A 26,658-nucleotide genomic window follows, 5' to 3' on the forward strand; every position below is an offset into this window, starting at 1 on the left:
TTAGCGGCTTTATTGAAAGAGTCGCGAATATTGTATATGAACATAGTTGTCCGCAAGCATATCCCCCAATATTTATATATTTTATTAATCGTTTTTCCATTAGGGATGGTTTCGTGCCGTCATCATGTACCGGAAAGGGTAAAGTTCAAGGAAAAGCTACAGGTTGATAAAGTAAAAGCGCAGGCCCTGCTAAAAAGTATAAAGGGGATAAAATATACTGAGGTTAAACGTACGTTTGATAACGGCCTGTCGTTTAGCCGGGTTGGTTACCAGTTGGTGCCCGAGTGGCAAATATCTTTCCCATCTACCGATTCGGTAAATATTTACAGCCCGAAAAAGAAGAGGTTTATGAACACTCCTGTGGTTTTCGATCATGACTCGGTTTACAACGTGGCCTGGGCATGGCTTAAGCTTAAATATATTAAAAAGGATAGCATGCAGTTTATGGTGCTTCATGTACACGATAATATTATACAAGAAGAGAAAACGCATGTTTTTATGACGTTTTACACTAACGATTACATAAAAAATGTGCTGCATACTGAGCCCTCAAAAGTGTGGAGGCCCAGCAGGAAAGATACTGCTTATATAAAAGCCAAAATTGCGCTGGCTGATAAAGTAATCGATAGCGCCTTTGCGGGTACCGAACCTGTAGTTTTAACGCCGAAGACACCATTAATTTCGGTTAAAAAATATGTAACGCCCGATAATGACTTAGATGGAGGCATGGGGTTTGATGATTATCTTTCGCCGACTTATGATATTACCATTCACAAAGCTTACACCGATTTTTACTACTCCTACTCGGCATTTGTTGACGAAAAAGGTACAATTACTTTCCGTAAAACACTAACGTTTACTTATCCCGAGTTTAAAAAGGCTAGTGATGATGCTATGAAGGGTATTACCGACGGCTACCTTAAGCTTTACCTTAACACCACACCCGGGAAAACGCTCGGCATTCCACACAAAAGCATTGTTATTTTGAAAGTAACAGGGGTTAAAAAAAACTAAGATTTATTGGATTGATAGGATTTTAGGATTAGCTGGGGGGGGGTAGCGCAGCATAACGTATTGTGCGGCGTGGCAAAAGATCTCAGCTTTCGTGAATACTTTGTTAAGCCTTGTCCTTATTTCCCCTGGAATTGGTGAGCACAACCGCATTTAAAAATGGTGCGGTTGCGCAAGTATACCAACTTTAAATTAGTTGGAAAGTGTAAACACGTCTGCCTCTTTTGAAGGGCCGCCTGTTGATTGACCACCGGCAAATACAATATCAAAGTCGGCAGCTGCAGCGGCCAGCAAGTTTCGCCCGTTATTTATTGAAAGGGTGCTCCATGTGCCGCTTTTAATATCATAAACATCAACCACGGTTGATGACCCGGAGCCTTTATAACCTCCACCAAAAACAATTTTGTTGGGGATGCCGGCAGCCGCGAGGTCTTCACGTGCTTCAGAAAGTTGGCTGGTTGTCCATGTGTTGGTTGAGGTGTCATAGATGTCGGCGGTGTTTACTAAGCCCGCTGCCGCGGTGTTTCCACCTGCGAAGACAATTTTAGTGCCTGCGCCTGCTCCTGCAAAATGGTCTTTGGCGCTGCTCAGCGTAGCTGTTGTCCAGGCCTGTGTGTTAATATCATAAATGTCGACGGTATTTAAAGGCACGCCTGCATCATTGTCGCCACCAGCGAAAATGATTTTGCTGCCCGCCGCAGCTGCCGCAAGGCCTGTGCGTGCAACACTAAGCTGAGCGGTTGTCCAGGTGTTAGTTAGCGCATTGTATATGTCGACTGTTTTTGAAACGCCTGCCGCACCTTTTCCTCCGGCAAAAATTATTATATTACCTAAAGATGCAGCTGCAAGCCCGGCCCGGGCTTCGCTTAGCTGAGCGGTAGTCCAAACGTTTTTGTTTGCGTCGAAAATATCAACTGTTTTTGAAACGCCTGTTGCCCCTTTTCCGCCGCCAAAAGCAACTTTACCACCACCACCTGCGCCAGCGAGCATATACCGTGCTTCACTTAAATTACCTGCAAACCACCTGTTTCCAAGCACATCGTACACATCTACAACTTTTGAAAAAGTAGCGCCATTATCGGCGCTGCCGCCTGCAAAAAAAGCAGCCCCGCCAATACCGGCACCCGCAAAATTGCTGCGCGCTACGGTCATATCGCCCGTGCCGTTAAAAGTTATTTTTGTAAAGCCGCCACTGTTGTCCACGGGTGGCGCCGGTGTGCTTTTATTTGAACATGAACTAATCGTCGCCAGTAAAACAGCGGCGCAAATAAGTGAGGATACCTTTTTCATACAGTAAAGTTTAATATAATAAAGCAACCAAAAGCATCGGTATAATAACGGCAAATGCAATGATTGTATTGTTAATTACGGGTAAGAACACCGTTTTGATACAGCTGTTTTAAAAGAAAATAGTTTAATTGCTTGTACTTAACAATGCTGTAAGATAGGTAGTTAGGTTGCCTTTCAGTTAAATCAAATTTAAAATAGTAACAAATAATAATCCAGTAAGAAATGGCAGGCTATCAAAATTTTTATGTTGCGATATTTTTGGTAATGCCAGCCAAACAATATACCGAACGCAAGGGTGTAAAGTATATAGCCCATAGTACCGTATCCTAAGTGACCAAGTGAAAAGGCGAGGGCTGATAACACAATTCCGTATCTCGCATCTTCGAAAAAGAGCTGTATCCTGGGAATTAAATACCCTCTGAAAATCAGTTCCTCGGTTATGGACGCTGTTATTACACCAAAAAGCTTTAGTGTTGGAGGCAGATGATATAATTTAAGTACCTGTTGTTGCGAATTATTCCAATGGAGGTTGTTTAGTGGCGTACTAATTATACCGGCGATGACGTAATTTGATGCTAACAGCACCACTATCCATATAATATAAAAATCAAAGGTGTACCGCCTTTCATCCAATAACAAAAAGGAGACTCTTTCAATTTTTAACGCCCACAAATATATGGCTGTAAAAAAAGTCCAAATTAGCCCGCGAGATATTAAAAACCTGCCGGCGTTTGACGTCGCCGAATGAAAAGGTAGCATGCCTTGTGGGAGATTTATAAACACAATTAAAAGCATACACAGTCCTATACCTGTTAATACCCTTATTTTGCTAGTAACGCGGGAGTGATTTGCCATAGCCCCCTCAAAATGCCTGCTCCAATCTTTTGTCGGGGTAATCCAGCTTTTCGCTTTTTCGTACGCCGTTTATGGTGATGTGCACAATGTTTATCTGGTCGTCAAACTGGTTGTGCAGCAGGCTTACGTCGACAGCAATTTTTTTAACCGGGGGTGTTTTGTCGGTTTCAATATAAACATCGGTCGCCTCTTTGTTAATTTCGAAGCCGAGGTAATTAAGGTTTAATGGAGCAGTGCCGGTTTTAACCTGCAGGTTACCGGTTACGTATTTTTTTACCAGTGCATCCATGGCGGCATGCATTTCAGCTTTGGTAAGGTCGGTTTTTGCGTGGTATTGTTTGGCCAGCGCAGCTTCAAAATCGTCGGTAAAAATCGTGCAGATGATTTCCAGCTTACTGTCCTGGTTGTTATAGCTGATGTTGGTGGTGCTTACGTGGATAGGGTGGAAAGCCTTTTTTAATGGCTTTGCCGGTAGCGCAATACCCAAAGCAATGTAACAATATAGTAACGGTTGATAAATAAAAGCCCACATAAGGTACCCTGGTTTTTATAGTTAAAAAAACGGCTTAAATTTAGCGCTTAAATCGGTTAGTTCGCAATGTCCGACTTTGCTTTTTATTTTAAGATGGGTTGGCAGCACATCATTAGTGCCGATGCCCTCGACCATCAGTTGTTCATTCTTGCCCTGGCATGCGTATTTTCGATCCGCGATATTAAACGGGTACTGATACTGGTTACAGCTTTTACCATTGGCCATTCATTAACGCTGGCTTTAAGCGTTTATGATGTGATACGGTTTTCGAGCAAATGGGTGGAGTTTTTGATACCCTGCACCATATTTATTACAGCACTGAATAATATATTTCAGATAAACCGGAGGGATACAAGTGCGAAGATAAATTATTATCTTGCATTGTGTTTCGGCCTTATCCACGGGATGGGTTTTGCAAACGCTATCCGCATAATGCTGGCAAAGGATCAAACCATTGGTTTAGGTTTGTTTGGATTTAATATCGGGCTGGAAGCCGGCCAAATTGTGGTGGTGGCTATTATATTGATAATTGGTGTGCTGTTCTTAAATGTTATCAAGGTGAAACGCCGGGACTGGGTATTTTTCTTGTCGGCTGGCGTTTTTGCATTATCTTTAAAGATGGCTTGGGAGAGATTGCCTTTTTGATTTCGGATTTCGGAATTTCGATTTCGGATTTTATATTTTAATACGGAATGATAATTTCGGGTTATAACAGCACCAATTTTCTTTTGGAATTTCGGTCTTTTCCGAATTTTCGACTAACTAGTAAACTGACTAAACAAATAATAATTAACAATGAAAAAAGTTTTTACCTCACTTTTTTGCACCTTGGCTATTGGCGCTTTTGTAAAGGCGCAGGATATTCAAAACAATCCTACCAGTAATCATGGCAACAAATTTGAACAGTTGGGCACTATTTTAAATACGCCCAATGAGCAGCGCACCGCCAGCGGCGCGCCCGGAACCAAGTACTGGCAGCAACGTGCAGATTACGACATCAAATGCGACCTGGACGAAAAGAACCTGAAGCTTACGGGCAGCGAAACCATCACCTACTATAACAACTCACCCGACCCGCTTGATTACATCTGGCTGCAACTGGACGAAAACGAGCATAACAACAACGACAATGCCAACTATCAGCAAAGTTCGCTTATGCCGCGCGGGGCAGGTACCTTACAGCTGGACAGGGCTGCGAAAACTGCCGGCGATAATGGCTACGGCGATAAAATAATGAGCATTACTGATGCGCTTGGCAAAAGCCTGCCCTACATAGTTAACAAAACCATGCTGCGAATTGATTTGCCTGCCTCTATGAAGCCGGGCACAAAAATGATATTTACGGTAAAATGGAACTATAAAATATCCGACAGGATGAGCCTCGGCGGTCGCGGCGGATATGAGTATTTCCCTGGTGATGGTAACTACCTGTTCACCATGACGCAGTGGTACCCGCGCCTTTGCGTTTACAGCGATTTCCAGGGGTGGCAAAACCACCAGTTTACCGGCAGGGGGGAATTTGCCTTAACCTTCGGTAACTTTAAAGTACAGATGACCGTACCGGCAGATCACGTTATCGGAGCAACAGGCGAATGTATTAACTATGCAGCGGTATTAACACCAACTCAACTTGCCCGATATAACAAAGCCAAAACTTCAAGCGAGCCTGTTGAAATTGTAACACTTGACGAAGCTAAAAAACGCGAAACATCACCTACTACTGCCAAAAAGACCTGGGTGTTCCAGGCCAACAACGTGCGCGACTTTGCATGGGGTTCGTCGCGTAAGTTTGTGTGGGATGGTATGGGCCAAAAGGTAAGCGGCAAAACCGTTATGTGTATGAGCTATTATGGCAAAGAGGCATACAACTTGTACCGCAAGCTGTCGACCAAATTGGTTGCACACACCGTAAAAAGCTACTCGAGCTTTACTTTTCCGTTCCCTTATCCAGTTGCACAAAGTGTTGAAGCCGCAAATGGTATGGAATACCCGATGATTTGCTTTAACTACGGCCGTACCGAAAAGGATGGAACTTACAGCGAAAGCACCAAAAACGGGATGATTGGTGTGGTAATCCACGAAGTTGGCCACAACTTTTTCCCGATGATTGTAAACAGCGACGAACGCCAGTGGACATGGATGGATGAGGGTCTTAACTCGTTTATGGAGTACCTTACCGAGGAACTTTGGGATAACAAATATCCAAGCAAAAAAGGTGCGGCCTATACCATTACCGACTACATGAAACTGCCTAAAAACGAGTTGGAGCCGGTAATGTCGAACTCGGAAAACATTGTTCGCTTTGGGCCGAATGCTTATACCAAACCGGCTACTGCGCTGAATATTTTGCGCGAAACCATTATGGGCCGTAAATTATTCGACTACGCCTTTAAAGAATATGCCAAACGTTGGGAATTTAAACACCCAACCCCGGCCGACTTTTTCCGCACCATGGGCGATGCCAGTGGCGAAAACCTGGATTGGTTTTGGAGAGGTTGGTTCTACGGTATCGAGCCTTGCGATATTTCGCTTGATTCGGTAAAAGTAGCCAAAGCTGATTTGAATGGAAAAATGCCGCAGTTTAACCGCAGGGCAGCAAGAAAAGCTGATGCACCCGCTGTTAATGATTTCGATGATATCTCAAAAATCCGCAACCGCGAAGACAAAAACATTAAGTTTTATGTTGACCAGGACCCTTCGGTGCAGGATTTTTATTACAAATACGACCGTGGCCTGGCTGCTGTTGATACCACCAAATTCAACAACATGACCAAAGAACTTGCTACTCCTCAACAGAGCGCCATGGCCGAAGCCATGACCGACGAGGATAAAACCAAATACGCCGGCAAATACTTCTATCAGCTTGACTTTGGCAACAAAGGCGGCCTGGTAATGCCTATTATTGTTGAGTTTACCTTTGCCGATGGTACGAAAACTGTTGACCGCATACCAGCGCAAATCTGGAGGCTTAATGAAAAACACGCTTCCAAATTCTACATACAGGATAAAGAAGTGGCTTCGATTAAACTTGACCCAATGCGCGAAACCGCAGATATTGACGAAAGCAATAATTATTGGGGCAAAATGCCGGAGCCATCAAAATTCCAGGTGTTTAAACAAAAAGTTAGTGCCGCCGCTGCAAGGGGCCAGTCAGTGGGTGTAAACCCAATGCAGGTGTCTGGCAGCAAATAAAGATAATCAAACCCAAAACCCTTTGCATAAGTCGTTAATCATGAAAATGGTTAACGGCTTTTTTTGTTGTCGGGATGTCTACAGGTTTAATTTGGCAGCTATCGAATCAACCATTTCGCCAACGTTTTGCCAGCTCAAAATTTCTTGCGATGCAAAGCGGATTTTAAATTGCCGCTCAATAGCCACCACCAATTGGATATGGTTTAACGAATCCCATTCTTCTACGTCGTTGGCGGTTGTGGCTTCGGTTAAAACAAGGTTATCATCATCCAGCACGTCAATGAAAACATTGTTAACGGTATTTAGTATTTCGTTCCTCTCCATAGGGGTTATAAATAAACAGATTTATCTTTTTTAACAAATGCCCCGTAAAGGGTCGCTATTTTTAATTTCGCGGCCCGTTGCGGCGATACGTCTTCGGTGAGCAAATCCACTTCTTTTCCAATCTTAAAACCGGCAACATGGATCATGTCCTGTATAAAATCTGCACTCTCAAACAAATAAATATGGTCTATAGCAGGGGCATTGGTAGGAGTGGTTAAAAATAGCACACCATCTTCGCTAAGCAGGTCATTGACTTTTACCAGCAGTTGTAACGGGTTTTCTACATGTTCCAGTACTTCGCCAAGGGTTATAAAGTCAAATTTCTTATCGCTGTTGTAATCGTAAATATTTTGGAGGTTGAATTCAACCTGTTCATCCTTTATAAAGTCTTTTGCTAGCGCGATGGATGTTTCGCTGATATCAACAACCGTAAAAGACGTTTTGTCGTCCAGTATCTCCAGCGCTTTTGAAAGATAATAACCATGACCGGCGCCGATCTCCAAATAGCTTTTGGTTTCGCCTTTATAAGAAGGTAAGTTATGAATGAAAAAATCAACTACCTGGTAATGGTGTTTCCACAAAAACTGCGACATAATTAAACCATGCATATAATATTCCATGGTTTCCGGCCGGGCATACACGCGCTGGTTTACTTCTTCGAATGTGGTGCTGCTGTATTTGCCCGTACGTAAAAACTCAATAGTCTCGGCATTTACATCTGCAATCATTTGCAGGTAACAATCAATGGCGTAGTCTAACGTTTTGTTTTGAGCGTGTAATATGCCGGTATATTTTTCGAAAAAGGCATCCGCTAATTCATAATATCCATCGTCAAAAAAACCAATGTTCTTTTTCAGCTTTTTGCCGTGCATGGGGTTAAGCACCGCAATTTTATTGTAAATATAATTTACCGGGTGCTCCATTATTTGCGGCTGATAAAAGTTTTTTTTGTTTGATAGCCGTCGACCGGTATTGTCCAATATCCATCCTGTTCGGTAAAGCCAAGATTCGCATAATGCTCTTTCACTATCCCGTTTTTGACTGTCGGGAGGTATTCACCCTTTAAATATTTAATGCCGATTTTAGCGGCGGCATCAATCAGTTCATTTAATACAAAATTCTCCATTCCCCTTTTCAGTACTCGGCAACTCATCAACCAGGTATCTATAAACAAAGTATCGTCGTTTTCCTTTTTTAGGATGGCAACAGCTATCAACGCATTATCGCCAAATTTATCTTCAAGTCCAAATGAAAATGAGAACACCTGCTCAGATTTCGCCAGCTTCTTCAATTCTGCTTCTGTATATCTTACTGTGCGTAAATTAAACTGGTTGGAGCGTTGGGTAAGCTGCGCTACACGTGGAATATTGAAGTTAGTAAATGGTTCAACAACCGAAACCATATTCAAACTTTTTAAAAAATCGTCCTCGTTAACAAAGCTTTGTTTTTCTGCAGTCCGCTTAGATTCGGTTTGGTAAAGCTTTGTGCGTCCGGCATCTTCATTTGACAGAGACGCAGTTTCGAACAGGTTCAGGCTGTACAGATATTCAAGATAATCGGCCGGATCGGAAGGCAGCTCGGGCACAGTAATTTCCGGGATATTTTGCCTAACCATATCGCGTTCAAATGGATTGTCATCCAAAAATACCATCGAATCGAAACCAATATTCAGTATGCTTTGAATATGCAGCAGGTTATCAACCTTATTATCCCAGTTAATGGCGAACACGGCAACATCTTCAACTTTTAAAACCATATCCGGGTGCTGATCAAAAGCTTCCATTGCAATGGCTTCCGTATTTTTGCTGCAGGCTGCAAGGATGATGCCCCTGTTTTTCAGTTTTTTTAGCCAGTGTTGCAGTTCGGTAAATGCTTTGCCGATGCCCAGCCCACCGAGCTGTATGTTTTCGATACCGTCATCGCCGATCACACCGCCCCAAATAGTGTTGTCCAGGTCAAATACCAGGCATTTCTTGAATTTTCCGTACATACCAGCGATAACCTCAACAGTACGGGCGGCAACTTCGGGTAAAATATCAATGCTTAAAACCATTCCTGTATTGATATACACCGACGGATGAAAAAGGGTTGCTTTACCGCATTGAATTTGAACCGCTGCTAAATCGCAAATGTAAAACCCAGCCTTATTCATGGCGTATTCCATCAATCCGTAATTAAGCTTTCGGGTTTGGAATAGGAACGAGGACTGTGTTTTATTGGCGTAGCTACCAAAAACGCCATCATTTATTTCGGGGAAATTGTAGTGAATGATTTTTGCCGTTAAGCCGGAATTTATCGCGGCCGTCAGATTTTCAACCTGCTTTAATCGTTCTTCGGCTAAGCTGCTGTAATCTTCCGGGTTTAGTTTGTTATATTTTTGAAGCAGATGGTGCGACGAATGAAAAATAATAACAACATCAGGTTGATAAGCATAAAATTCCGAAGCCTGGTCAAATACCTGTCGCTCAATTTGGGCGAAACCGGCCTCCCAAATTTGTAAATCAAACCCCATATCATAGCCTGTTCCACGCAAAGCGATAGTCAGTAATTGCGTTGGGTTATCGCCTAGCAACGCAACTTTAACAGGTGTCAAATTTGAAAAGTCGTTCTTCAGGTTTTTTTTCAGCTCCGAAAAAATCTTCATGATGATAAAATTATAAATAAATACAGGATAATGATAAAGGCATAGGTTTACGCCGCTGTTTCACCCTGTTCACAGTGGAACATAAGGAACATGGTGGAACAGGAACAGCTCGCCCTAAAGTGGTGAAAACCTTGTTTCTGTATTAATAATGCACTTTTCACCTGGTCTGCTACCCCAAAAAACGCGAAAAGTACTGACAAATTAGTGTCAGCACTTTTCATAAAAAAAATGCTTATGCTTCCCCATCTAAGCGGCTTAGCCGAATAAACGAAAATCGTAGTCTTAATTTTCCCAACTCAATCCAACCTAATCAACCCAATTAACAGTCCCCCCGGTTAAAATACCGGTTAATTCGCCCCGGTTAATAAATTTTTAACGCTATTAACCCAAATTTTAACCCATCCTTTAATACTGCGCTGTATAATATTGTTTCGCCAATTGAAGAACCAGCAGGTTAACCAGCCTGATAATCCTGTAATTCTGATTTAGGAATTTTATAAACCAACTAACCAATTTTATTTATGAAGAAACTTTTTACCAATTATGGTGCGCGCTGTCATGACGCATACCATCGTGTTAAAATCAAAAAGTTGCTGCAGCTATCCATTGCATGCTTTTTGTTTTTACTCTTCGCCGCCCCGGCCATTGCGCAAACCAGCAGCATAAAGGGTGTTGTGCTTGATGAGACAAAATTACCCTTGCCGGGTGTAACTGTTAAGCTCAAGGGCACCACCGAGGGCACAGTAACCAATGTTGACGGGCAATTCTCCATCAACGCATCCATCGGCCAAACGTTGGTGTTTAGCTTTTTGGGCTACGCCACCAGGGAAGTAACTATCCAGGACTTTAAATCACTTACCGTAAACTTAGCATCAAGCTCAACAACTATGAACGAGGTAGTGGTTGTAGGTTACGGTACGCAAAAGAAAGCGTCGCTAACGGGTTCGGTTGCTGCGGTAACTGCCCGCGAGATTGTGACCACCAAAAACGAAAACATCGAAAATATGCTTACCGGTAAAGTGGCAGGTTTACAGATTGTGCAAAACACATCCGAGCCAGGCGACTTTGCAAACAATATCTCTATACGCGGTATGGGCAATCCCTTGATCGTTATTGATGGGGTGGAGCAACCAAACTTTTCGGTTACCGGCGGCAACGGCGATAATAACGTTGGCTCAAGTAACATCTTTTCGAGGTTAGACCCTAACGATGTTGAAAGTATTTCGGTGCTGAAAGATGCGTCGGCTTCGGTTTACGGTGTTAAAGCGGCAAATGGTGTAATACTTATCACCACAAAAAAAGGTAAAGCCGGCACATTGCAGCTTACCTATTCGGGCACTTACGGCTGGCAGGTGCCATCGGGATTACCAAAACCGGTTAACGCTACCGATTTTATGACCCTGTTTAACCAGCAGGCGCTGCACCAGGCAAACGGCGGGAAACTGGTTTACACACCCGCAGATTTTGCAGCTTATACCAACGGCACTAAGCAAAGTACCGACTGGTACGATGCTACCTTCAGAAAATCGGCCATGCAGCAACAGCACAACTTAACAGCAACCGGCGGAACTGAAAATACCCAATACCTGTTAAGCGGTGGCTTTACCGACCAGGATGGTATATTGCAAAGCAACGACTTAAACTACAAACGCTACAACGTGCGCTCGAATATTACCAGCAAGGTTGGTAAAAACATCACGGTTAATTTAAACCTGAGCGCCATATCCGACAAGAAGAGTTCGCCCGCACAATCATTTTGGTATACCACCCGCGAGGCCTGGCGCGAACTGCCAACCCAAACCATTTATGCCAATAACACCGCTCCGTATTATTTAAAGGGACAGGTTGATGGCGGTAACCCTGTTGCTTACGGCAGTTCTGACATCAATGGTTACAGCACCCAAACCAATAAGTTTTTTGACGGAAGCCTGAGTTTGGAATATAAAGTGCCCTTTGTGCCGGGCCTATCGTTAAAAGGCTTGTACAGCTATGACGAGCAGATACAGGATAACAAGCTTTTCCAAAAATCATATAACCTGTATGAGTATAACGATGCTACCAAAACTTACCAGCCATCGCTGAACAACTCGCCGGCTTTTGTGCAACGGCAGTATTATGATTATCCAAAAAATACCGACCAATTTTCAATTAATTACCAGCATACATTTGGCGGTGCCCATAACATAAGCGCGTTAGTGCTTTATGAAGGAAACTCGCAAAGCGGCGATAACTTTGCAGCTTACAGGCAACTTACTATACCAGTTGATCAGATAATTGCAGGTAACTCATCAAACCAAAATGCCACGCAGGATGGTGGAAATAACGCACTGTACGAATATGCCACCAACTCGCTGGTAGGCAGGCTGACTTATGATTACAAAGGCAAGTACCTCGCCGAATTTAGTTTCAGGGATGATAAATCGTCGAGGTTTGCACCCAACCAGGGCTGGGGATTCTTCCCCTCGGCACAATTGGGCTGGCGCGTATCTGATGAGAATTTCTGGAAAAACTCATCGGCACTGTCGTTTATCGATAACTTAAAACTTCGTGCATCTTACGGAGTGCTTGGTGATGACGGTTCGTTGTACTACCAGTTTTTAACCGGGTACAACTATCCCGCAGGTGGTTCAAATAACCAATTGCCCGGCGGCGCGGTATTTGGCAACACTTTCGTTAATTCCGTGCAAAGCAAGGGTATACCAAACCCGGCGATAAGCTGGTCGACATCGCATACGTTTGATGCGGGTGTGGATATCGACGCATGGAAAGGCTTATTTAATATTACTGTGGATTATTTTATCCGCGACAGAAAAGGCTTGCTGGCGTCTGCAGTGTTACAGGTACCCGATGTGCTTGGCGCACCGCTGCCACAGGCCAACCTTAATGGCGACCGTACCCAGGGCCTTGATTTTGAAGTGGGTCACCACGGCAGCATTGGCAAATTCAGGTACAACGTAAAAGGGACCTTCCTGTACACCAATACCCGCAACACAACTGTTGCTGAATCGAAACAGGGTAACTCATTGCTCGATTGGCAGCGCAACAACACCAATCGCAACCAGGGCATTCAAACAGGCTATGGCGGCGCCGGACAGTACCAAAATTACCAGCAAATACTGAACAGCCCGGTGTATGTTAACCGTGGTACAGTTGTTGGCGATTACATTTACCAGGACTGGAACGGCGACGGCCAGATAGACGGTAACGACTCGCACCCTATAGTTTATGGCGGCAATCCTAACGGTGGCCCGGCAATACCGAAAATTACTTATGGTCTGAATTTAGGCGGCTCTTACGGTAACCTCGACTTTAATTTGTTGTTCCAGGGAACAGGAATGTACAGCGTATCCTACATCGAACAGTTGAATATACCACTTTGGGGTGGCGGCAGTGCTTTGACTCAATTTACCGACAACTGGCATCCTGCCGACCCAACTGCTGACCCCTATAACCCGAACACCGTATGGACACCAGGTAAATTTGCTTACACCGGTACAACAGCCAATACCAACTCGATATTCAACTTTCAAAATGCTGCGTACCTGAGGCTGAAGAGCGCCGAACTGGGTTACAACGTGCCAAATAACGCGCTAAAGGTTATCGGCGTTAAAGGTGTGAGGATATTTGCAAACGGCTATAACCTGTTTACCATTACCAAGGTTAAATATGTTGACCCTGAACACCCGTCAGGCACATACGGTTACCTGTACCCGCTCGACAAATTGTTTAACATTGGCTTAGATGTCAAATTCTAATCAGCAAGAAATCATGAAAAAATTTAAATATATATTTTTAGTACTCCTGGTGGCAGGTATATCGGCTTGCAGAAAGCTTAACATTCCGCCAAAAAATATTATCCAGGACCCGCAGGTATTCACCTCGACAGGTGGTATACAGGCTTACATGGCTCGCATTTACAGCGAGCTGCCTATTGAAGATTTCAGGTATTCGCCTGATATGGGCTTAAACTTCTTTTGGATTATTAAACCTACCCCGGCAACAACGGGCGAAGCCTTAAGCCGCGACCAGGGTGGCTCGACCGGCGAAAATTTCGGTGGCTGGCATTGGGATGTTTGGGCCGGTAACTACACTACCATACACGACTGTGATTACTTTATACAAACCCTGCCAACCTACGCCAGCACTTATACCCCGGCCCAGGTAAACGCCTGGCTTGGCGAAGCTTACTTTGTGCGGGCAATGACCTATTTTGCACTGGTAAAACGCTTTGGCGGTGTGCCAATTGTAAACAAAGTGCTTAACTATACGCCAGGGTCGGATGTTGCGGATTTGAAAGTTCCGCGTTCATCAGAACAGGCTGTTTGGGATCAGATTGGCAGTGACCTTGACTTTGCAATTGCCAACCTGCCCGCAGTTAACAGCGACTATGGCGATGGCACCCGTGCCAACAAATTTGTTGCAGCAGCATTTAAATCAAGGGCAATGTTGTATGCCGGCTCTATCGCTAAGTACAATACTGCAACCTTGTTTGATGCCGCCAAGAACCAACTTTGCGGGATTCCTTCGACGGCTGCCGCCGGTTATTTCCAAAAAGCTTATGATGCCGCCAAATTGTTGGATGGTCAGTACAGCCTGTATTTATCTGCATGGTCGCCGACTGATAAAGCTGCGCAGTACCAAAACTTTGTTAACCTGTTTTCGGACCCGGCCAGCAAGGAAAATATATTTGTGCGTCAGTACCAATATCCAAACTCGGTGCATGGCTACGATGCTTATAACGTTCCGCGCCAGTTGATGGGGCCTAACGGCTATTCATCAGAAGTAAACCCGACACTTGATTTTGTAGAGAAATTTGGCGGCTTGCCAAAAAATCCGGACGGCACATTAAAAACGCTTGATGCAAGCGGGCACTACATTTTGTTTAACAATACAATGGACATTTTTGCCAATGTAGAGCCAAGGTTAAGAGCATCGGTTATTTTACCTGGTGATGTGTTTAAAGGACAAAACATTGAAATACGCCGTGGTATTTATACCGGTCCTTCCGCAGGTGGCATAAGCCCGCTGCTACCGGCAGGTTCAAAATCGCAGTATCCATCAACTAATTTGGTGGTGTCTTCAAACTCAGGCCAGACAGCTTATAAGTTGCCCGACGGCACGTTGATGAACCCTGCCGGATTAAGCGGTGTGTTTACAGGCGACCAAACCTGCGCCATCTCGGGCTTTTCGGTTCGTAAGTGGTTAAATCCAAATCTTGCAACATCGCAGGTTTTAGAAAACAACGAAACCCAAACCTGGATAGAAATGCGTTATGCCGAGGTATTGCTAAACAAAGCCGAAGCAGCAGCAGAGCTGGCAAGCTTAGGCCAAACAGGTTCGATAAATACATCGGATGCATTTACTATTGTTAACCAGATACGCTCGCGTGCCGGTGCCACTTTGCTGGCTGGTGCAGGCGATGCTAAAATCGATACAGTCCGCGCCGAACGGCGGAAAGAACTTGCATTTGAAAATAAAACCTACTGGGATTTAAAACGCTGGAGAATATTTGACAAAGAACAAAATGGTACCATTTACCGCGTGCTGATGCCATTTTACTCGGCACAGGCCGGCAAATATTTCTTTGACCAGCGCACCGACGAACGGAACAATGTTTACACCTACGATACCAGGTGGTATTACGAGCAAATTCCGGGCGGCGCTATTTCAAAAAGCAGCAACTTAATTCAAAACCCAGGTTATTAATTAAACAGACATGAAAAAGATATTTTATTACTCCGCATTATGCCTGGCAATAGCAATTACCAGCTCATGCAGTAAGGTAGATAATTACCCTGCCCCATCAGATACCTTAACAGGTAGTACAATTGACGAAGCAACAGGAAAAACCCTGCAAACAGAAGTTGGCGGTGGCGGCACCCGCGTTAAATTGCTTGAAACAAGCTATAGCGCCAACCCGGTACCTGAATACTTCCAATCAAAACAGGACGGTACTTTTAACAATACCAAAGTGTTTGCAGCCACCTACAAAATTTCGGTAGAAGGGCCTTTCGTACCATTGGTGCAAACTGACAACACCGGCAACGTAGTTTCCGACTCGAGCCAAACGGTGGTATTGAAAGGTTCGGCAACGGTTAACTTTAAAGTACAGCCATTTTTAAGGGTTGAGTGGGTTGGTTCGCCGGTGGTAAATGCCGATAAATCGGTTACCGTGCAGGTTAAAGTTACGCGGGGTACCAATAACCCGGCCTATCAATCTGATGTAACCAATATTAACCTGTATGTAAGCAACACCCAGTACGATGGCAGTAACAACTACGACCCGCGCTACTCAACGCTTGTATCATACAACGGCTCAACCGGTACAGCACTGCTTGGCCAAACCATCTCTATCACCACAACCGGTGGCGCCTTGCCCGACCAGGATGTGTACTTTAGGGTTGGTGCGAGAATTAATGCCGGGTTAAATCAATATAATTATACCACGCCGGTATCGGCACATTAAATAGTTTTAACGTGAGTTCGATATAAGAACACGATGCTTTGAATTGCAGGCGGCGCCACAATAGCTGGTCGTCGCCTCACCCTGCCCTCTCCAAAGGAGAGGGTTCTGAAAAGGAATTCCCGGGGGGCGAAGCTGAAGTCCTCTCCTTTGGAGAGGATTATTACATGAGGGCTTCGCCGTTTAGGTGAGGCGAAACGCAAGCCGTTAAATAAAACGATATGGATTTATTAGCGCCAATTCTTATGTCGAACTCACGTTAGTCTTAAGTCCGGAGTATAAAGTCTCAAGTCAAAAAACCAAATCAGACTTAAGACTCAAGACTTGGGACTTAAAAAAAGGCCCTTCATCCATCGGAAAACAGTAGTACCTACATGAAAAAATCTATCCTTCTATCTGGTTTGTTGTGTGCATCGGCCTGGGCATTTGCACAAAATACCAATCCTGTTATCTCTAAACAAAAAACGGCCTTCCAAACCAGCAGCCCATGGATGCCCGAGATTGATGTACGCTCGGACATTGCCATTGTTTACGGAACTAACGACCGGCCCGGAATGACATTTGAGCAACGCGTAAAATCATGGCGTGATCATGGTTACGAGGTTAATTTCATGACCGGCATTGCCTGGGGGCAGTATTACGATTATTTTTTGGGTAAATACGACGGGCAAAATCACCTGGGCGTTGGCCAGGTAACCAAAAAGGGCGATACCATTATGCACGGCAAAAACATGCCGTATGTGGTGCCGGTGCAATCGTTCATCAATTACATGGAGACGGATGTTATCAAAAAGGTTATCGACGCCAACATCAGTACCATATTTTTAGAGGAGCCCGAGTTTTGGGCACGCGCCGGTTACAGCGCGCCCTTTAAAGCCGAATGGCAAAAGTATTATGGCTTTCCCTGGAAGGCGCAGGATGAGTCCGCAGAAAATACCTACCTGTCAAGCAAACTGAAATATCATTTGTATTACGATGCCATCAAACAGGTATCCAGCTACGCCAAAACCTATGGCAAAAGCAAGGGGATGAACATTAAAGTTTTTATTGCCACGCATTCGCTGGTTAATTATTCATCGTGGCAAATTGTGAGCCCCGAAGCAAGCCTGGCATCATTGCCGGGTATCGACGGTTATATAGCCCAGGTATGGACAGGTACTTCGCGCGAGCCTACATTTTTTAATGGTGAGAAAAAAGAACGCGTGTTTGAAAACGCATTTTTAGAATATGGGTCGATGGTATCGATGACGGCGCCCACCAAACGCAAACTGTTTTTCCTGACCGATCCTATCGAGGATCGTGTACACGAGTGGAGCGACTACAAACGGAACTACCAGGCGACATTCACCGCCAAGCTATTATATCCCATGATTTCTGATTACGAGGTAATGCCATGGCCCAAGCGGATTTACACTCACCCATATCCAGTACTCAACAGCAATGAAAAAATACTAATCCCGCAGTTTTATTCAACCCAGATGCAGGTGATGGTAAACGCTTTAAATAGCATGCCAAAATCAAACAACAAAGTATCTGGCGTCAACGGCATTGGGGTCTTGATGAGCAACACGCTGATGTTCCAGCGCTTCCCCACGCATAATGGTTTTGAAGATCCGCAGTTCTCCAACTTTTATGGACAAACACTGCCGCTGGTAAAACGCGGCGTGCCGGTGCAAACCGTGCACATGGAAAATATGGGATACGCGGCATCATTAAAAGATATCAAGGTTTTGGTGATGAGCTATTCCAACATGAAACCGGTATCAGCGGATGTACACAAGCAATTAGCAACTTGGGTTAGGCAAGGTGGGGTATTAATTTACTGCGGCAAAGATGATGACCCCTACCAATCGGTAATGGAATGGTGGGACACCAACGGCAACAAATTTAAAGCGCCATCGCAGCACCTGTTTAAGCTGCTGGGCATCAACCCAACAAAAGAAAACCAAAAGTTTAAGGTTGGCAAAGGCACTGTATACGTGCTAAGGCAAAACCCTAAGGAATTTGTGATGGAGGCCAATAACGACGAAAAGTTTGTAGGGCTTGTGAAAGAAGGCTATGAAAATGATGCCAAAGCAGGCAAAATGCTATTTAAAAACAGCATGTATGTTGAGCGTGGCCCTTATGATGTGGTTGCCGTTATGGATGAAAATGCCGATAGCAAACCTTACCTGGTGAAAGGCCCGGTTATCGATTTGTTCGACCCGCAATTGCCGGTGCTTGCTGAAAAAACGATTAATCCCGGCGAGCAGGCATTGCTTTACGCAGTTAACCGCGTTGCCGATAACGAGAAGCCACAAGTGTTGGCAGCAGCAGCCAGGGCGTATGATGAAAAAATACAGCCAGGCAGCTATTCATTTACGGTGAAAAGCCCCATAAAAACATTAAACAGCATGCGTGTGCTTTTGCCTGCGCAGCCAAAAACAACAACCGTTACAGATAGCACCGGGCAAACCGTTGCCGATGTGAAATCGGCATGGGATGCATCATCAAACACCTTGTACCTGGGCTTTGCCAACAGCCCGGATGGTATAAAGGTTGATTTGAAGTGGTGATGAAGAGCTTTTTTGAGGAAAGGTTGGTTACTCTCGTGCATAAGCAATTATGCGCGGGAGTTTTTTGACGCTACCCATTTGTCATTCTGAACGTAGTGAAGAATCTTATACAGTTGATAGGTGTGCGCCAAATAGGTCGACGACTACCTTCCCGCGTGAATATCGCACGTATAAGATTCTTCGATCTCGCTCAGAATGACAAAAAATATAATAATATAACACTGGCCCCGCATATAACACTATGAAAAAATACACACTCCTTGCAACCCTGCTTCTACCTTTATCTATACTCGCCCAAAAAAACGGTGGCGTATCAAATCCGGTGGATTTGATTAACCCGCTGATGGGGACAGCTTCAAAACCGGCGCTATCAAACGGTAATACCTACCCGGCGATAGCGCTGCCCTGGGGTATGAATTTTTGGACACCCCAAACCGGAGAGATGGGCAACGGTTGGCAGTACACCTATGATGCCGACAAAATACTTGGCTTTAAACAAACGCACCAACCATCGCCCTGGATGAACGATTATGGGATGTTTTCCATCTTCCCGGAAACAGGCAAAATTGTGCTGGATGAGCAGAAGCGCGCCAGCTGGTTTTCGCACAAGGCCGAGGTTGCAAAGGCTTATTATTACAGCGTTTACCTGGCAGATTATGACGTAACTACAGAAATTACACCCACCGAACGCGCTGCCAGCTTCAGGTTTACCTTCCCCGAAAGCGACAGCTCGCATATCTTAATAGATGCATTTGACAAGGGCTCATATGTAAAAATCATACCCGGCGAACGGAAAATTATTGGCTACAGCACCAAAAACAGCGGCGCGGTAACCGATAACTTTAAGAATTTTTTTGTTATTTATGTAGATAAGGCTTTCGATGTTGCCTCGGCCTGGCATGACAAGAATATAGATAATGGTAAACTGGAATACACCGGCGACCATGCCGGCGCTGTTATCAGCTTTAAAACTAAAAAGGGCGAACAGGTACATTTGCGGGTAGCATCGTCTTTTATAAGTGTAGAACAGGCTGAGCTTAACTTAAAACGCGAAATAGGCGGTAACAGCTTCGCCCAAACCGAGCAAAACGCGAAGACCACCTGGAATAAAACCCTAAGCCGTTTAAATGTTGAAGGCGGAACTATCGACCAAACGCGTACTTTTTATTCCTGCCTGTACCGGATGCTGTTCTTCCCCCATAAAATGTTCGAAGTGGATGCAAAAGGGCAAAATGTACACTATAGCCCTTATAACGGCAAAGTTATGCCGGGTTATTTATTTGCTGGGACAGGTTTTTGGGATACCTTCCGGGCGCTTTATCCATTTCTGAATTTGGTTTACCCCTCGGTAAGCAAGCAGATGCAGGAAGGTTTGGTGAACGATTACAAAGAAGGGGGCTGGCTGCCCGAATGGAGCAGCCCGGGTTATGCCGATTGTATGATCGGGAATAACTCCGCATCGGTAGTTGCCGAGGCTTATCTAAAGGGCGCTCGCGGGTATGATATAGAGACACTTTACGAGGCTTTGAAGCATGGGGCCAATAACGAAGGACCGAATGCTACCGGCCGCCGCGGGGTTGACTATTATAACACGCTGGGTTACGTGCCTTACGACGTAAAAATTAACGAAAACGCCGCCCGCACGCTGGAATATGCCTATGACGACTTTGCCATATACCAATTAGGAAAAGCCCTCGGCAAGCCGACCGCTGAAATCGAGGTTTACAAAAAACGCAGCCAGAATTACCATAACCTTTACGACAAACAAACCGGCCTGATGCGCGGTAAAAACAAGGATGGCAGCTTTGAAACACCTTTCAATCCCTTTAAATGGGGCGATGCCTTTACCGAAGGGAATGCCTGGCACTACAGCTGGGGTGTATTTCATGATATACAGGGGCTGATAAACCTGATGGGCGGCAAACAAAAATTTGTAGCCAAATTGGATTCCGTGTTTACCCTGCCGCCAACATTTGACGATAGCTATTATCATACGGTGATACACGAAATACGCGAAATGCAGATCGCCAACATGGGCCAGTATGCGCACGGCAACCAGCCTATACAGCACATGATATACCTATACAACTACGCCGGTCAGCCCTGGAAAACCCAATACTGGGCCCGCGAAACCATGAACAAACTTTACAAAGCCACCCCCGACGGGTACTGCGGTGACGAGGACAACGGCCAAACCTCGGCCTGGTACGTATTTTCGGCGATGGGCTTTTACCCGGTAACCCCCGCAAGCGACCAATATGTTTTGGGTGCGCCACTGTTTAAAAAACTAACCATCAATTTGGAGAATGGGAAAACCATCACTATAAATGCACCGAAAAACAGCGCGGAAAATAAGTATGTAAACAGTTTAACGGTTAATGGCAAGGCTTATGGATTTAACTGGCTAAGCCACAAGGCGCTGGTTAGCGGTGAAGTTTTAAATTTCGATATGTCGGCAACGCCAAATAAGCAAAGGGGAACAGGGAAAGGGGATGTGCCGTTTTCTATGTCAAACGAAAAATAAAAAGCAAATATTGTCATTGCGAGCGAGGAACGAGCGCGGCAACCGCGAACTTTACAGGGCGAACAGAATGGTACAGAGCTTGCAATAGCGGTTGTGCACGGCGTGCGGTTGCCTCCGCTAGCCAGCGGATCGCAATGACAATATTTATTAAAACCGATGTTCTTACAACGGCAACGTAAACCAAAACGTTGAGCCCAACCCTATTTCGCTGTCAACGCCAATGGTGCAGCCGTGGCGTTTGATGATTTCGGAGCAGATGTAAAGCCCGAGGCCCATGCCTGAGTAATGGCCTCCACCATAGTCAGCCCGGTAATAGCGGTCGAACAAATGGGGCACTTTGTCATGCGGTATGCCGGCACCGGTGTCCCGTACCGATACTTTCACCATGTTGTCCTCTCTTTCAATAATTAAATATATTTTCCTGCAATCAGGTGCATATTTAACCGCGTTGTTAACCAGGTTAACTACCACCTGCTCAATCCTGTCTTCGTCGGCGTTTACCTCGAGCGTTTCATCGCCCTGCACAACCAATTCGTGCCCGCCGCCTGCTCGCACGTGGCTACAGCATTGGTCGAGCATACTGGCAACAACAAATGATGCTTTGTTTAACCGCAACTGGCCCTCGTTCATGCTGTTCACATTCAGCAGTTCATCAATCAGGCGCGTAATCCGCTCCATGCTGCGGGTGGCCTGGTCCAGGAAGCGGGGTAACATCGGCGATGGATTGTTTTTCATCCGCTCCATCAGTTGCAGTGAGGCCTTTAAACTGGTTATCGGTGTTTTTAGCTCATGGCTGGCAATACTAATAAACTCATCTTTTTTCCGGAGCATTTCCTTCGTATTTTCCTCCAGGTCCTTCTCCATCGAAATATCTAAAACTGTTCCTATAAAACGTGTAGCCTTGTTGTCTTTATCAAAATACGCTTTGCCCTTTGATTTTATCCAGCGCAGCTTTTGGTCGCTTTTGCCAATTGCGCGGTATTCGACGTTAAACTCACCGCCATTTACGCCCTTTAAAGCTTTTTTTATGGCATCGTTAACATTGTCCCGGTCATCGGGATGAATCAAATTTAAAAAAATATCAAAAGCAATATCATCTGTCGGTTTAAGGCCAAACTGTTCCTTGTTACGGTTATCCCAAATAAGCTCCCTGGTTATCGGATTGAAGTCCCAGGCCCCAATCCCAGCCGACTCGATTGCAAAATGCAGCCTCTCCTTGTTTTCGGCAAGCAGACGTTCGGCTTCGGCCAGGCCTTCTTCAACTTTTCTTTTGTCGGTTATGTCGTGGATTGCAAGCAGGGTGAGCTTTTCGTTGGTATAGGTATCAAACTGCCGTGCGGTTAGCTGCATTATACGGCGGCCAATCGTTTTAAAAACATGGTCCACCTCAAAGGCTTTAAAAAAGCCTTGCTGCGGCAACACTACGTCTAACTGATGCCGCAATTTCGGTATATTCCATTGTTTATTACCAAGGTCATAGACAAAATTGCCCTCCGTATCCTCTTCATTAACCCTGAACATGTTGTAAAATCCATCGGTTGCACGCAATACCACTAAATCCTTATCCAATATAACCAATGGGTCGTGTATGGTATTAAAAATCTCTTCGGTGTATTTCCTGGAGTTGTTGAGCTGGTCGTTGCGGTCGAGCAACTCGTTATTTACAATAGTTATTTCCTCGTTGGTGCTTTGCAGTTCCTCGGTCGATGTTTCCAGTTCTTCGTTCAGGCTACGCAGCTCTTCGCTACCGGATAGCAACTCCTCATTGGCGCTCTGCAATTCCTCGTTGGCGGCTTCCTGCACTTCTGTTATGTTCCGCATATCCTCGCGGGTTTGGGAAAGCTCTTTTTCCAGTTGGTCAATGCGCTGTACCCAGGCGTTTATATTTTCCTGTGCATGCTTGGACGATGTTGAGTTTTCGCCCGAGGATAAAGTTTCTGAAAGGATACCATCTTGAAAAAGCACTAAAAAATAAGCCTCTTCTGTATCTGATAAGGGTATTACTTCAATATTAACATACTGCGACTCATTATCTACTCTAAATGAAATACCTTCTTTCCGTACAATTGTTTGCTTGGTTTTAGCCATGTGCAGCAGGTTCCGTAATTCGAAAGAAAGGCCTTCGCGCGCCATTTTAAGTACGTTAAAGCTCGGTTTTCCCGGCGATACTGCCAGCCAGGCATCTGTTTTGCCGCGAAACTGGATAATATCAAACAACTGGTCAACCATAACACCGGCCGGTGTATACTTTGATAGCAATAGGGCATCGGCAACTTTATTAATATCGCGCTCATTGCTTGCATCAGGTGCTACCTGGTCAATATCCTTTAATGTTTGCTCACTTTTTTCGGACGTTACATTCCTATATTTACCGTGCGGACCTTTCGACTGGTAAATTTTTTGTTGCTTGTCAACAGGCGCAAACAAGTCGGTACTTGAACCAATGGTTTCTGATTTGCCCAGCATTAAATACCCACGCTCGTTCAATGCGTAATGAAAGGTATTTAACGCCCTTTTTTGCAATACCGGCTCAAGGTATATCATTACGTTGCGGCAACTCACCAAATCAATTTTTGAAAATGGGGGGTCTTTCAACAAATTATGGTGCGCAAAAACGCACATATCCCTTATTGATTTATTCACCTGGTAGCTGCCATCAAGCTTATTGAAAAATTGCTGCACCTGGAACGATGAAAGGCCGGCAAGTTCACTCTGCCGGTAAATGCCTGTCCTGGCCCTGGCAATGGCTGTTTCAGAAACATCGGTAGCAAAAATCTGGATTTTACGGGTAGCTATTTTATCGCCTAAAAACTCCTGCAGGCATATTGCAAATGAATAGGCCTCTTCGCCGGTGGCACAGCCTGCAATCCATATCCTTAGTGGTTCATCGGACGCTTTGTGAAGCAGAATACCCGGGAATATATTGTTACATAATAACTCAAAGCTATGTGGGTCGCGGAAAAAATCAGTCACAGATATCAGCATGTCATTGTATAATGCATCCTGCTCGGCTTTATTTTCTCTCAGAAAAACTAAATAGTCCTTAGGTTTCTCAATTTTATTCAGCGCCATGCGACGCACAATGCGCCGCTTTATGGTGTTTTGTTTATAGTTGGTAAAATCAACCCCACGCCTTACGCGTAAAACGGTAAGCAACTGCCTGAAAATCTCCTCATCCTGTTCAGGCTCATTTTCTTTAACTTCTGCCGGGGTGTAGCTTGTGCGAAAAGGATGATTGATGGATATCAGCTTTGCAATAATTTGCTCGGCCGGTAAAATAAAATCAACCGCGCCCGAGCGGATGGCGCTTTTTGGCATGCTATCAAACGTAGCGTCCTCGTTTTGAGCAAATGTTATTCCCCCGTATGATTTAATTACCTGCAACCCCTGGGTGCCATCATTTAACGCGCCCGATAGTACCACCCCCACTGCAAAGCTTTGATGAACTACTGCCAACGACGAAAAGAAAACATCGATAGTTTTTACTTTTTTATTTTTTATCGGGTCGAGCTTCAACACACCATCTGTGGCGGTAAGGATATTTCCTGGTGGGATAATATAAACGTGGTTGGGCTCCAAATGAATATTGTCGGCTATTAACCGTACAGGGATTTTTGTGACCTTTTGAAAAATTTCGGGTAAATAACTCTCGTATCCCGGGTGAAGGTGCTGTACAAACACATAAGCCATTCCCGAGTCTGGCGGTACCGACTTTAAAAAAAGTTTAAATGCTTCTACGCCTCCTGCCGATGCACCTATCCCCACTACAGGAAATTGATTTTCTGATGGTACAGTATCGTGATGGGCAGAATCTGGTAAGGGCATAATAAATAAATTATAGGAGATATAAGCAGATAAAAAGCAGAAAAGACGAATTAGCTGTCTGAATAAAGCTAAAGGTATAACTATTTTATAAGGAAAGGGTTGAATACTATAATCTGTTCCTGCTTAAGCAACACATTATAGTTTAAACTGTTTGATGTATGGTAATATTGTTTTTTTTAAAACCAAGGAATGGTTTTGCAGGCCGCTGGTTATGATGGGTTTATGAGGACATGAAGTCCTTTGAACGAGATTTAGATTTGACAACTTTTTAAAAGTTGCCAAATCCGTTTGTCGACGCTAAAAATTATACCCCCTCTTCCTCGCATACGCTTCAATTTTACTTCCAGCATCCGCATCAAGCAAAATTTCGCAGTTAGGGTGCAGTTGTACCACCGATGCCGGGATATCTGTAGTTACGGGCCCAAGGATAGCCTGCTCAATAATATCTGCTTTATGCGCGCCCTTAGCTATTAATATCAATTTACGGGTATGCATTATGTTTTTCACGCCGCGGGTAAGGCCGCCTAAAACCGTTTCGGGCGGCACTTGCGTTTCGCGGCGAACGCGGGCCTCAAAATCAGGGTCCATTGGCGATACCCATGTTTCGCTTTCAAACGGCGTGCCTGGCTGGTTAATGCCTATATGGCCATTACTGCCTATACCCAGCATTTGCAAGTCGGCACCACCCCGATCCGCGAGACGCTTTTCAAACAGGATGCTTTCGGCCTCAAAGTCGTCGGACAGGGTTGGCGGCATAATAAAATTTTCATCAGGTATCCCCAACGGCCCGGCAATCTGGTTCAATATCATGGTGTAGCAGCTGCCGGCATATTCGCGCTCCAGGTTGGTGAGTTCATCCACATTAAACAATGTGATACCGGATACATCAAACGGATATTGCTTAAAAATTTCAGACACAATGCGGTGCATACCGATAGTAGTTTGCCCGGTTGAGAGGCCTATTACCGATGTGCGTTTTTCCAGCATTTGGGCAATAATGCGCCAGGCGGCGGTTATATCAAATTCGTTTTCGTTTTTGCAGATGGTTATTTTCATAAGTGTTTTAGTTCTTCGGTAAAAAAATGGTTAATGGCAGCTGATGCCTCTGTTTCGTCTTCGCCATCGATGATTATGGTAATGGTTTCGCCGCCTTTTATGGTTAGCGAAAGTATATTCAGCATGCTGTTTAGCTTCACAGTTTTATCCCCTTTTTGCAGGCTGATGTTTGATTTAAAACCCTTTGCCAGCCGTATCAAAGCGGTTACAGGCCTGGCATGGAGCCCCTGCGGGGCAAGAATTATAAGGTTGGTTGTTACCATTTTTTACATATCAAATTAAAAGTCATGTCATTGCGAGCTAGGAACGAGCGCGGCAACCGCACGCCATGTATGACAGCTAAACAGGTTGAACACTTTCCATTCGCTCTGTATAGTTCGCGGTTGC

General features: G+C 44.7%; 17 protein-coding genes. 8 read left to right on the top strand and 9 right to left on the bottom strand.

Annotated elements, in window-relative coordinates; all coding sequences use genetic code 11:
- Positions 1–36: 36 nt before the first annotated feature.
- A complete protein-coding gene (locus Q0R52_RS20195) occupies positions 37–1,014 on the top strand; it encodes a hypothetical protein (RefSeq protein WP_295797667.1) in 978 nt (325 codons plus the stop codon).
- A 189-nt stretch (positions 1,015–1,203) separates the two neighbouring features.
- Here Q0R52_RS20195 and Q0R52_RS20200 read toward each other — a convergent pair whose 3' ends face one another.
- The 3 genes from Q0R52_RS20200 to Q0R52_RS20210 all read right to left on the bottom strand — a co-directional run bounded on the left by Q0R52_RS20200 (position 1,204) and on the right by Q0R52_RS20210 (position 3,688).
- Positions 1,204–2,301 carry a kelch repeat-containing protein gene (locus Q0R52_RS20200; RefSeq protein ID WP_295797670.1) on the bottom strand — a complete coding sequence of 366 codons (1,098 nt, stop codon included), beginning with the start codon at positions 2,299–2,301 and terminating at the stop codon, positions 1,204–1,206.
- A 189-nt stretch (positions 2,302–2,490) separates the two neighbouring features.
- A complete protein-coding gene (locus Q0R52_RS20205; protein ID WP_295797674.1) occupies positions 2,491–3,060 on the bottom strand; it encodes a type II CAAX endopeptidase family protein in 570 nt (189 codons plus the stop codon).
- Between the two features lie 103 nt (positions 3,061–3,163).
- Positions 3,164–3,688 carry a DUF6702 family protein gene (locus Q0R52_RS20210; protein ID WP_295797677.1) on the bottom strand — a complete coding sequence of 175 codons (525 nt, stop codon included), beginning with the start codon at positions 3,686–3,688 and terminating at the stop codon, positions 3,164–3,166.
- Between the two features lie 66 nt (positions 3,689–3,754).
- On the opposite strand from Q0R52_RS20210, the gene Q0R52_RS20215 reads away from it, so the two are divergent.
- Both Q0R52_RS20215 and Q0R52_RS20220 read left to right on the top strand, forming a co-directional pair.
- A complete protein-coding gene (locus tag Q0R52_RS20215; RefSeq protein WP_295797680.1) occupies positions 3,755–4,333 on the top strand; it encodes a HupE/UreJ family protein in 579 nt (192 codons plus the stop codon).
- A gap of 150 nt (positions 4,334–4,483) precedes the next feature.
- Complete coding sequence (locus Q0R52_RS20220; protein ID WP_295797683.1) at positions 4,484–6,880, top strand: M1 family metallopeptidase; 2,397 nt, start codon at positions 4,484–4,486, stop codon at positions 6,878–6,880.
- Between the two features lie 78 nt (positions 6,881–6,958).
- On the opposite strand, the gene Q0R52_RS20225 is transcribed toward Q0R52_RS20220, so the two are convergent.
- From Q0R52_RS20225 to Q0R52_RS20235, 3 genes are read right to left on the bottom strand one after another with little or no spacing between them, the layout of a single operon-like run.
- A complete protein-coding gene (locus tag Q0R52_RS20225) occupies positions 6,959–7,204 on the bottom strand; it encodes an acyl carrier protein (RefSeq protein ID WP_295797685.1) in 246 nt (81 codons plus the stop codon).
- 5 nt (positions 7,205–7,209) lie between these two features.
- Positions 7,210–8,127, bottom strand: a complete 918-nt coding sequence (locus tag Q0R52_RS20230) for a class I SAM-dependent methyltransferase (protein WP_295797687.1) — start codon at positions 8,125–8,127, stop codon at positions 7,210–7,212.
- Positions 8,127–9,848: an HAD family hydrolase gene (locus tag Q0R52_RS20235; RefSeq protein ID WP_295797690.1), complete on the bottom strand. Its 1,722-nt coding sequence runs from the start codon at positions 9,846–9,848 to the stop codon at positions 8,127–8,129. The genes Q0R52_RS20230 and Q0R52_RS20235 overlap by 1 nt, the downstream gene beginning before the upstream one ends.
- 521 nt (positions 9,849–10,369) lie before the next feature.
- Between Q0R52_RS20235 and Q0R52_RS20240 the strand changes: the two genes are divergently transcribed.
- The 5 genes from Q0R52_RS20240 to Q0R52_RS20260 all read left to right on the top strand — a co-directional run bounded on the left by Q0R52_RS20240 (position 10,370) and on the right by Q0R52_RS20260 (position 21,390).
- The gene (locus tag Q0R52_RS20240) at positions 10,370–13,603 is read left to right on the top strand and encodes a TonB-dependent receptor (protein WP_295797692.1); all 3,234 of its coding nucleotides are present in this window, start codon (positions 10,370–10,372) and stop codon (positions 13,601–13,603) included.
- Positions 13,604–13,616: 13 nt separating this feature from the next.
- Positions 13,617–15,554 carry a RagB/SusD family nutrient uptake outer membrane protein gene (locus tag Q0R52_RS20245; protein ID WP_295797695.1) on the top strand — a complete coding sequence of 646 codons (1,938 nt, stop codon included), beginning with the start codon at positions 13,617–13,619 and terminating at the stop codon, positions 15,552–15,554.
- Between the two features lie 10 nt (positions 15,555–15,564).
- On the top strand, positions 15,565–16,314 hold the full coding sequence (locus Q0R52_RS20250) for a DUF3823 domain-containing protein (protein WP_295797697.1): 750 nt from the start codon (positions 15,565–15,567) through the stop codon (positions 16,312–16,314).
- A gap of 371 nt (positions 16,315–16,685) precedes the next feature.
- Positions 16,686–18,866: a hypothetical protein gene (locus Q0R52_RS20255; RefSeq protein ID WP_295797699.1), complete on the top strand. Its 2,181-nt coding sequence runs from the start codon at positions 16,686–16,688 to the stop codon at positions 18,864–18,866.
- A 241-nt stretch (positions 18,867–19,107) separates the two neighbouring features.
- A complete protein-coding gene (locus Q0R52_RS20260) occupies positions 19,108–21,390 on the top strand; it encodes a GH92 family glycosyl hydrolase (RefSeq protein WP_295797702.1) in 2,283 nt (760 codons plus the stop codon).
- Positions 21,391–21,552: 162 nt separating this feature from the next.
- Here Q0R52_RS20260 and Q0R52_RS20265 read toward each other — a convergent pair whose 3' ends face one another.
- From Q0R52_RS20265 to Q0R52_RS20275, 3 genes are all read right to left on the bottom strand, one after another.
- Positions 21,553–25,215 carry a CheR family methyltransferase gene (locus Q0R52_RS20265; RefSeq protein ID WP_295797703.1) on the bottom strand — a complete coding sequence of 1,221 codons (3,663 nt, stop codon included), beginning with the start codon at positions 25,213–25,215 and terminating at the stop codon, positions 21,553–21,555.
- A 297-nt stretch (positions 25,216–25,512) separates the two neighbouring features.
- Positions 25,513–26,271 (bottom strand): 6-phosphogluconolactonase, encoded by a 759-nt coding sequence (locus tag Q0R52_RS20270; protein ID WP_295797705.1) that lies wholly within the window; start codon positions 26,269–26,271, stop codon positions 25,513–25,515.
- The gene (locus tag Q0R52_RS20275) at positions 26,268–26,534 is read right to left on the bottom strand and encodes an HPr family phosphocarrier protein (RefSeq protein ID WP_295797707.1); all 267 of its coding nucleotides are present in this window, start codon (positions 26,532–26,534) and stop codon (positions 26,268–26,270) included. The genes Q0R52_RS20270 and Q0R52_RS20275 overlap by 4 nt, the downstream gene beginning before the upstream one ends.
- Between the last annotated feature and the right edge of the window lie 124 nt (positions 26,535–26,658).

It is taken from the genome of Mucilaginibacter sp., from assembly GCF_025359345.1.
In the GTDB taxonomy this organism is placed as follows: Bacteria; Bacteroidota; Bacteroidia; order Sphingobacteriales; family Sphingobacteriaceae; genus Mucilaginibacter.

Bases quoted from the DNA above. Each gene is read 5' to 3' on its own strand.
- Q0R52_RS20195 (WP_295797667.1), top strand. From the start codon at position 37: ATGAACATAGTTGTCCGCAAGCATATCCCCCAATATTTATATATTTTA.
- Q0R52_RS20200 (WP_295797670.1), bottom strand. From the start codon at position 2,301: ATGAAAAAGGTATCCTCACTTATTTGCGCCGCTGTTTTACTGGCGACG.
- Q0R52_RS20205 (WP_295797674.1), bottom strand. From the start codon at position 3,060: ATGCTACCTTTTCATTCGGCGACGTCAAACGCCGGCAGGTTTTTAATA.
- Q0R52_RS20210 (WP_295797677.1), bottom strand. From the start codon at position 3,688: ATGTGGGCTTTTATTTATCAACCGTTACTATATTGTTACATTGCTTTG.
- Q0R52_RS20215 (WP_295797680.1), top strand. From the start codon at position 3,755: ATGTCCGACTTTGCTTTTTATTTTAAGATGGGTTGGCAGCACATCATT.
- Q0R52_RS20220 (WP_295797683.1), top strand. From the start codon at position 4,484: ATGAAAAAAGTTTTTACCTCACTTTTTTGCACCTTGGCTATTGGCGCT.
- Q0R52_RS20225 (WP_295797685.1), bottom strand. From the start codon at position 7,204: ATGGAGAGGAACGAAATACTAAATACCGTTAACAATGTTTTCATTGAC.
- Q0R52_RS20230 (WP_295797687.1), bottom strand. From the start codon at position 8,127: ATGGAGCACCCGGTAAATTATATTTACAATAAAATTGCGGTGCTTAAC.
- Q0R52_RS20235 (WP_295797690.1), bottom strand. From the start codon at position 9,848: ATGAAGATTTTTTCGGAGCTGAAAAAAAACCTGAAGAACGACTTTTCA.
- Q0R52_RS20240 (WP_295797692.1), top strand. From the start codon at position 10,370: ATGAAGAAACTTTTTACCAATTATGGTGCGCGCTGTCATGACGCATAC.
- Q0R52_RS20245 (WP_295797695.1), top strand. From the start codon at position 13,617: ATGAAAAAATTTAAATATATATTTTTAGTACTCCTGGTGGCAGGTATA.
- Q0R52_RS20250 (WP_295797697.1), top strand. From the start codon at position 15,565: ATGAAAAAGATATTTTATTACTCCGCATTATGCCTGGCAATAGCAATT.
- Q0R52_RS20255 (WP_295797699.1), top strand. From the start codon at position 16,686: ATGAAAAAATCTATCCTTCTATCTGGTTTGTTGTGTGCATCGGCCTGG.
- Q0R52_RS20260 (WP_295797702.1), top strand. From the start codon at position 19,108: ATGAAAAAATACACACTCCTTGCAACCCTGCTTCTACCTTTATCTATA.
- Q0R52_RS20265 (WP_295797703.1), bottom strand. From the start codon at position 25,215: ATGCCCTTACCAGATTCTGCCCATCACGATACTGTACCATCAGAAAAT.
- Q0R52_RS20270 (WP_295797705.1), bottom strand. From the start codon at position 26,271: ATGAAAATAACCATCTGCAAAAACGAAAACGAATTTGATATAACCGCC.
- Q0R52_RS20275 (WP_295797707.1), bottom strand. From the start codon at position 26,534: ATGGTAACAACCAACCTTATAATTCTTGCCCCGCAGGGGCTCCATGCC.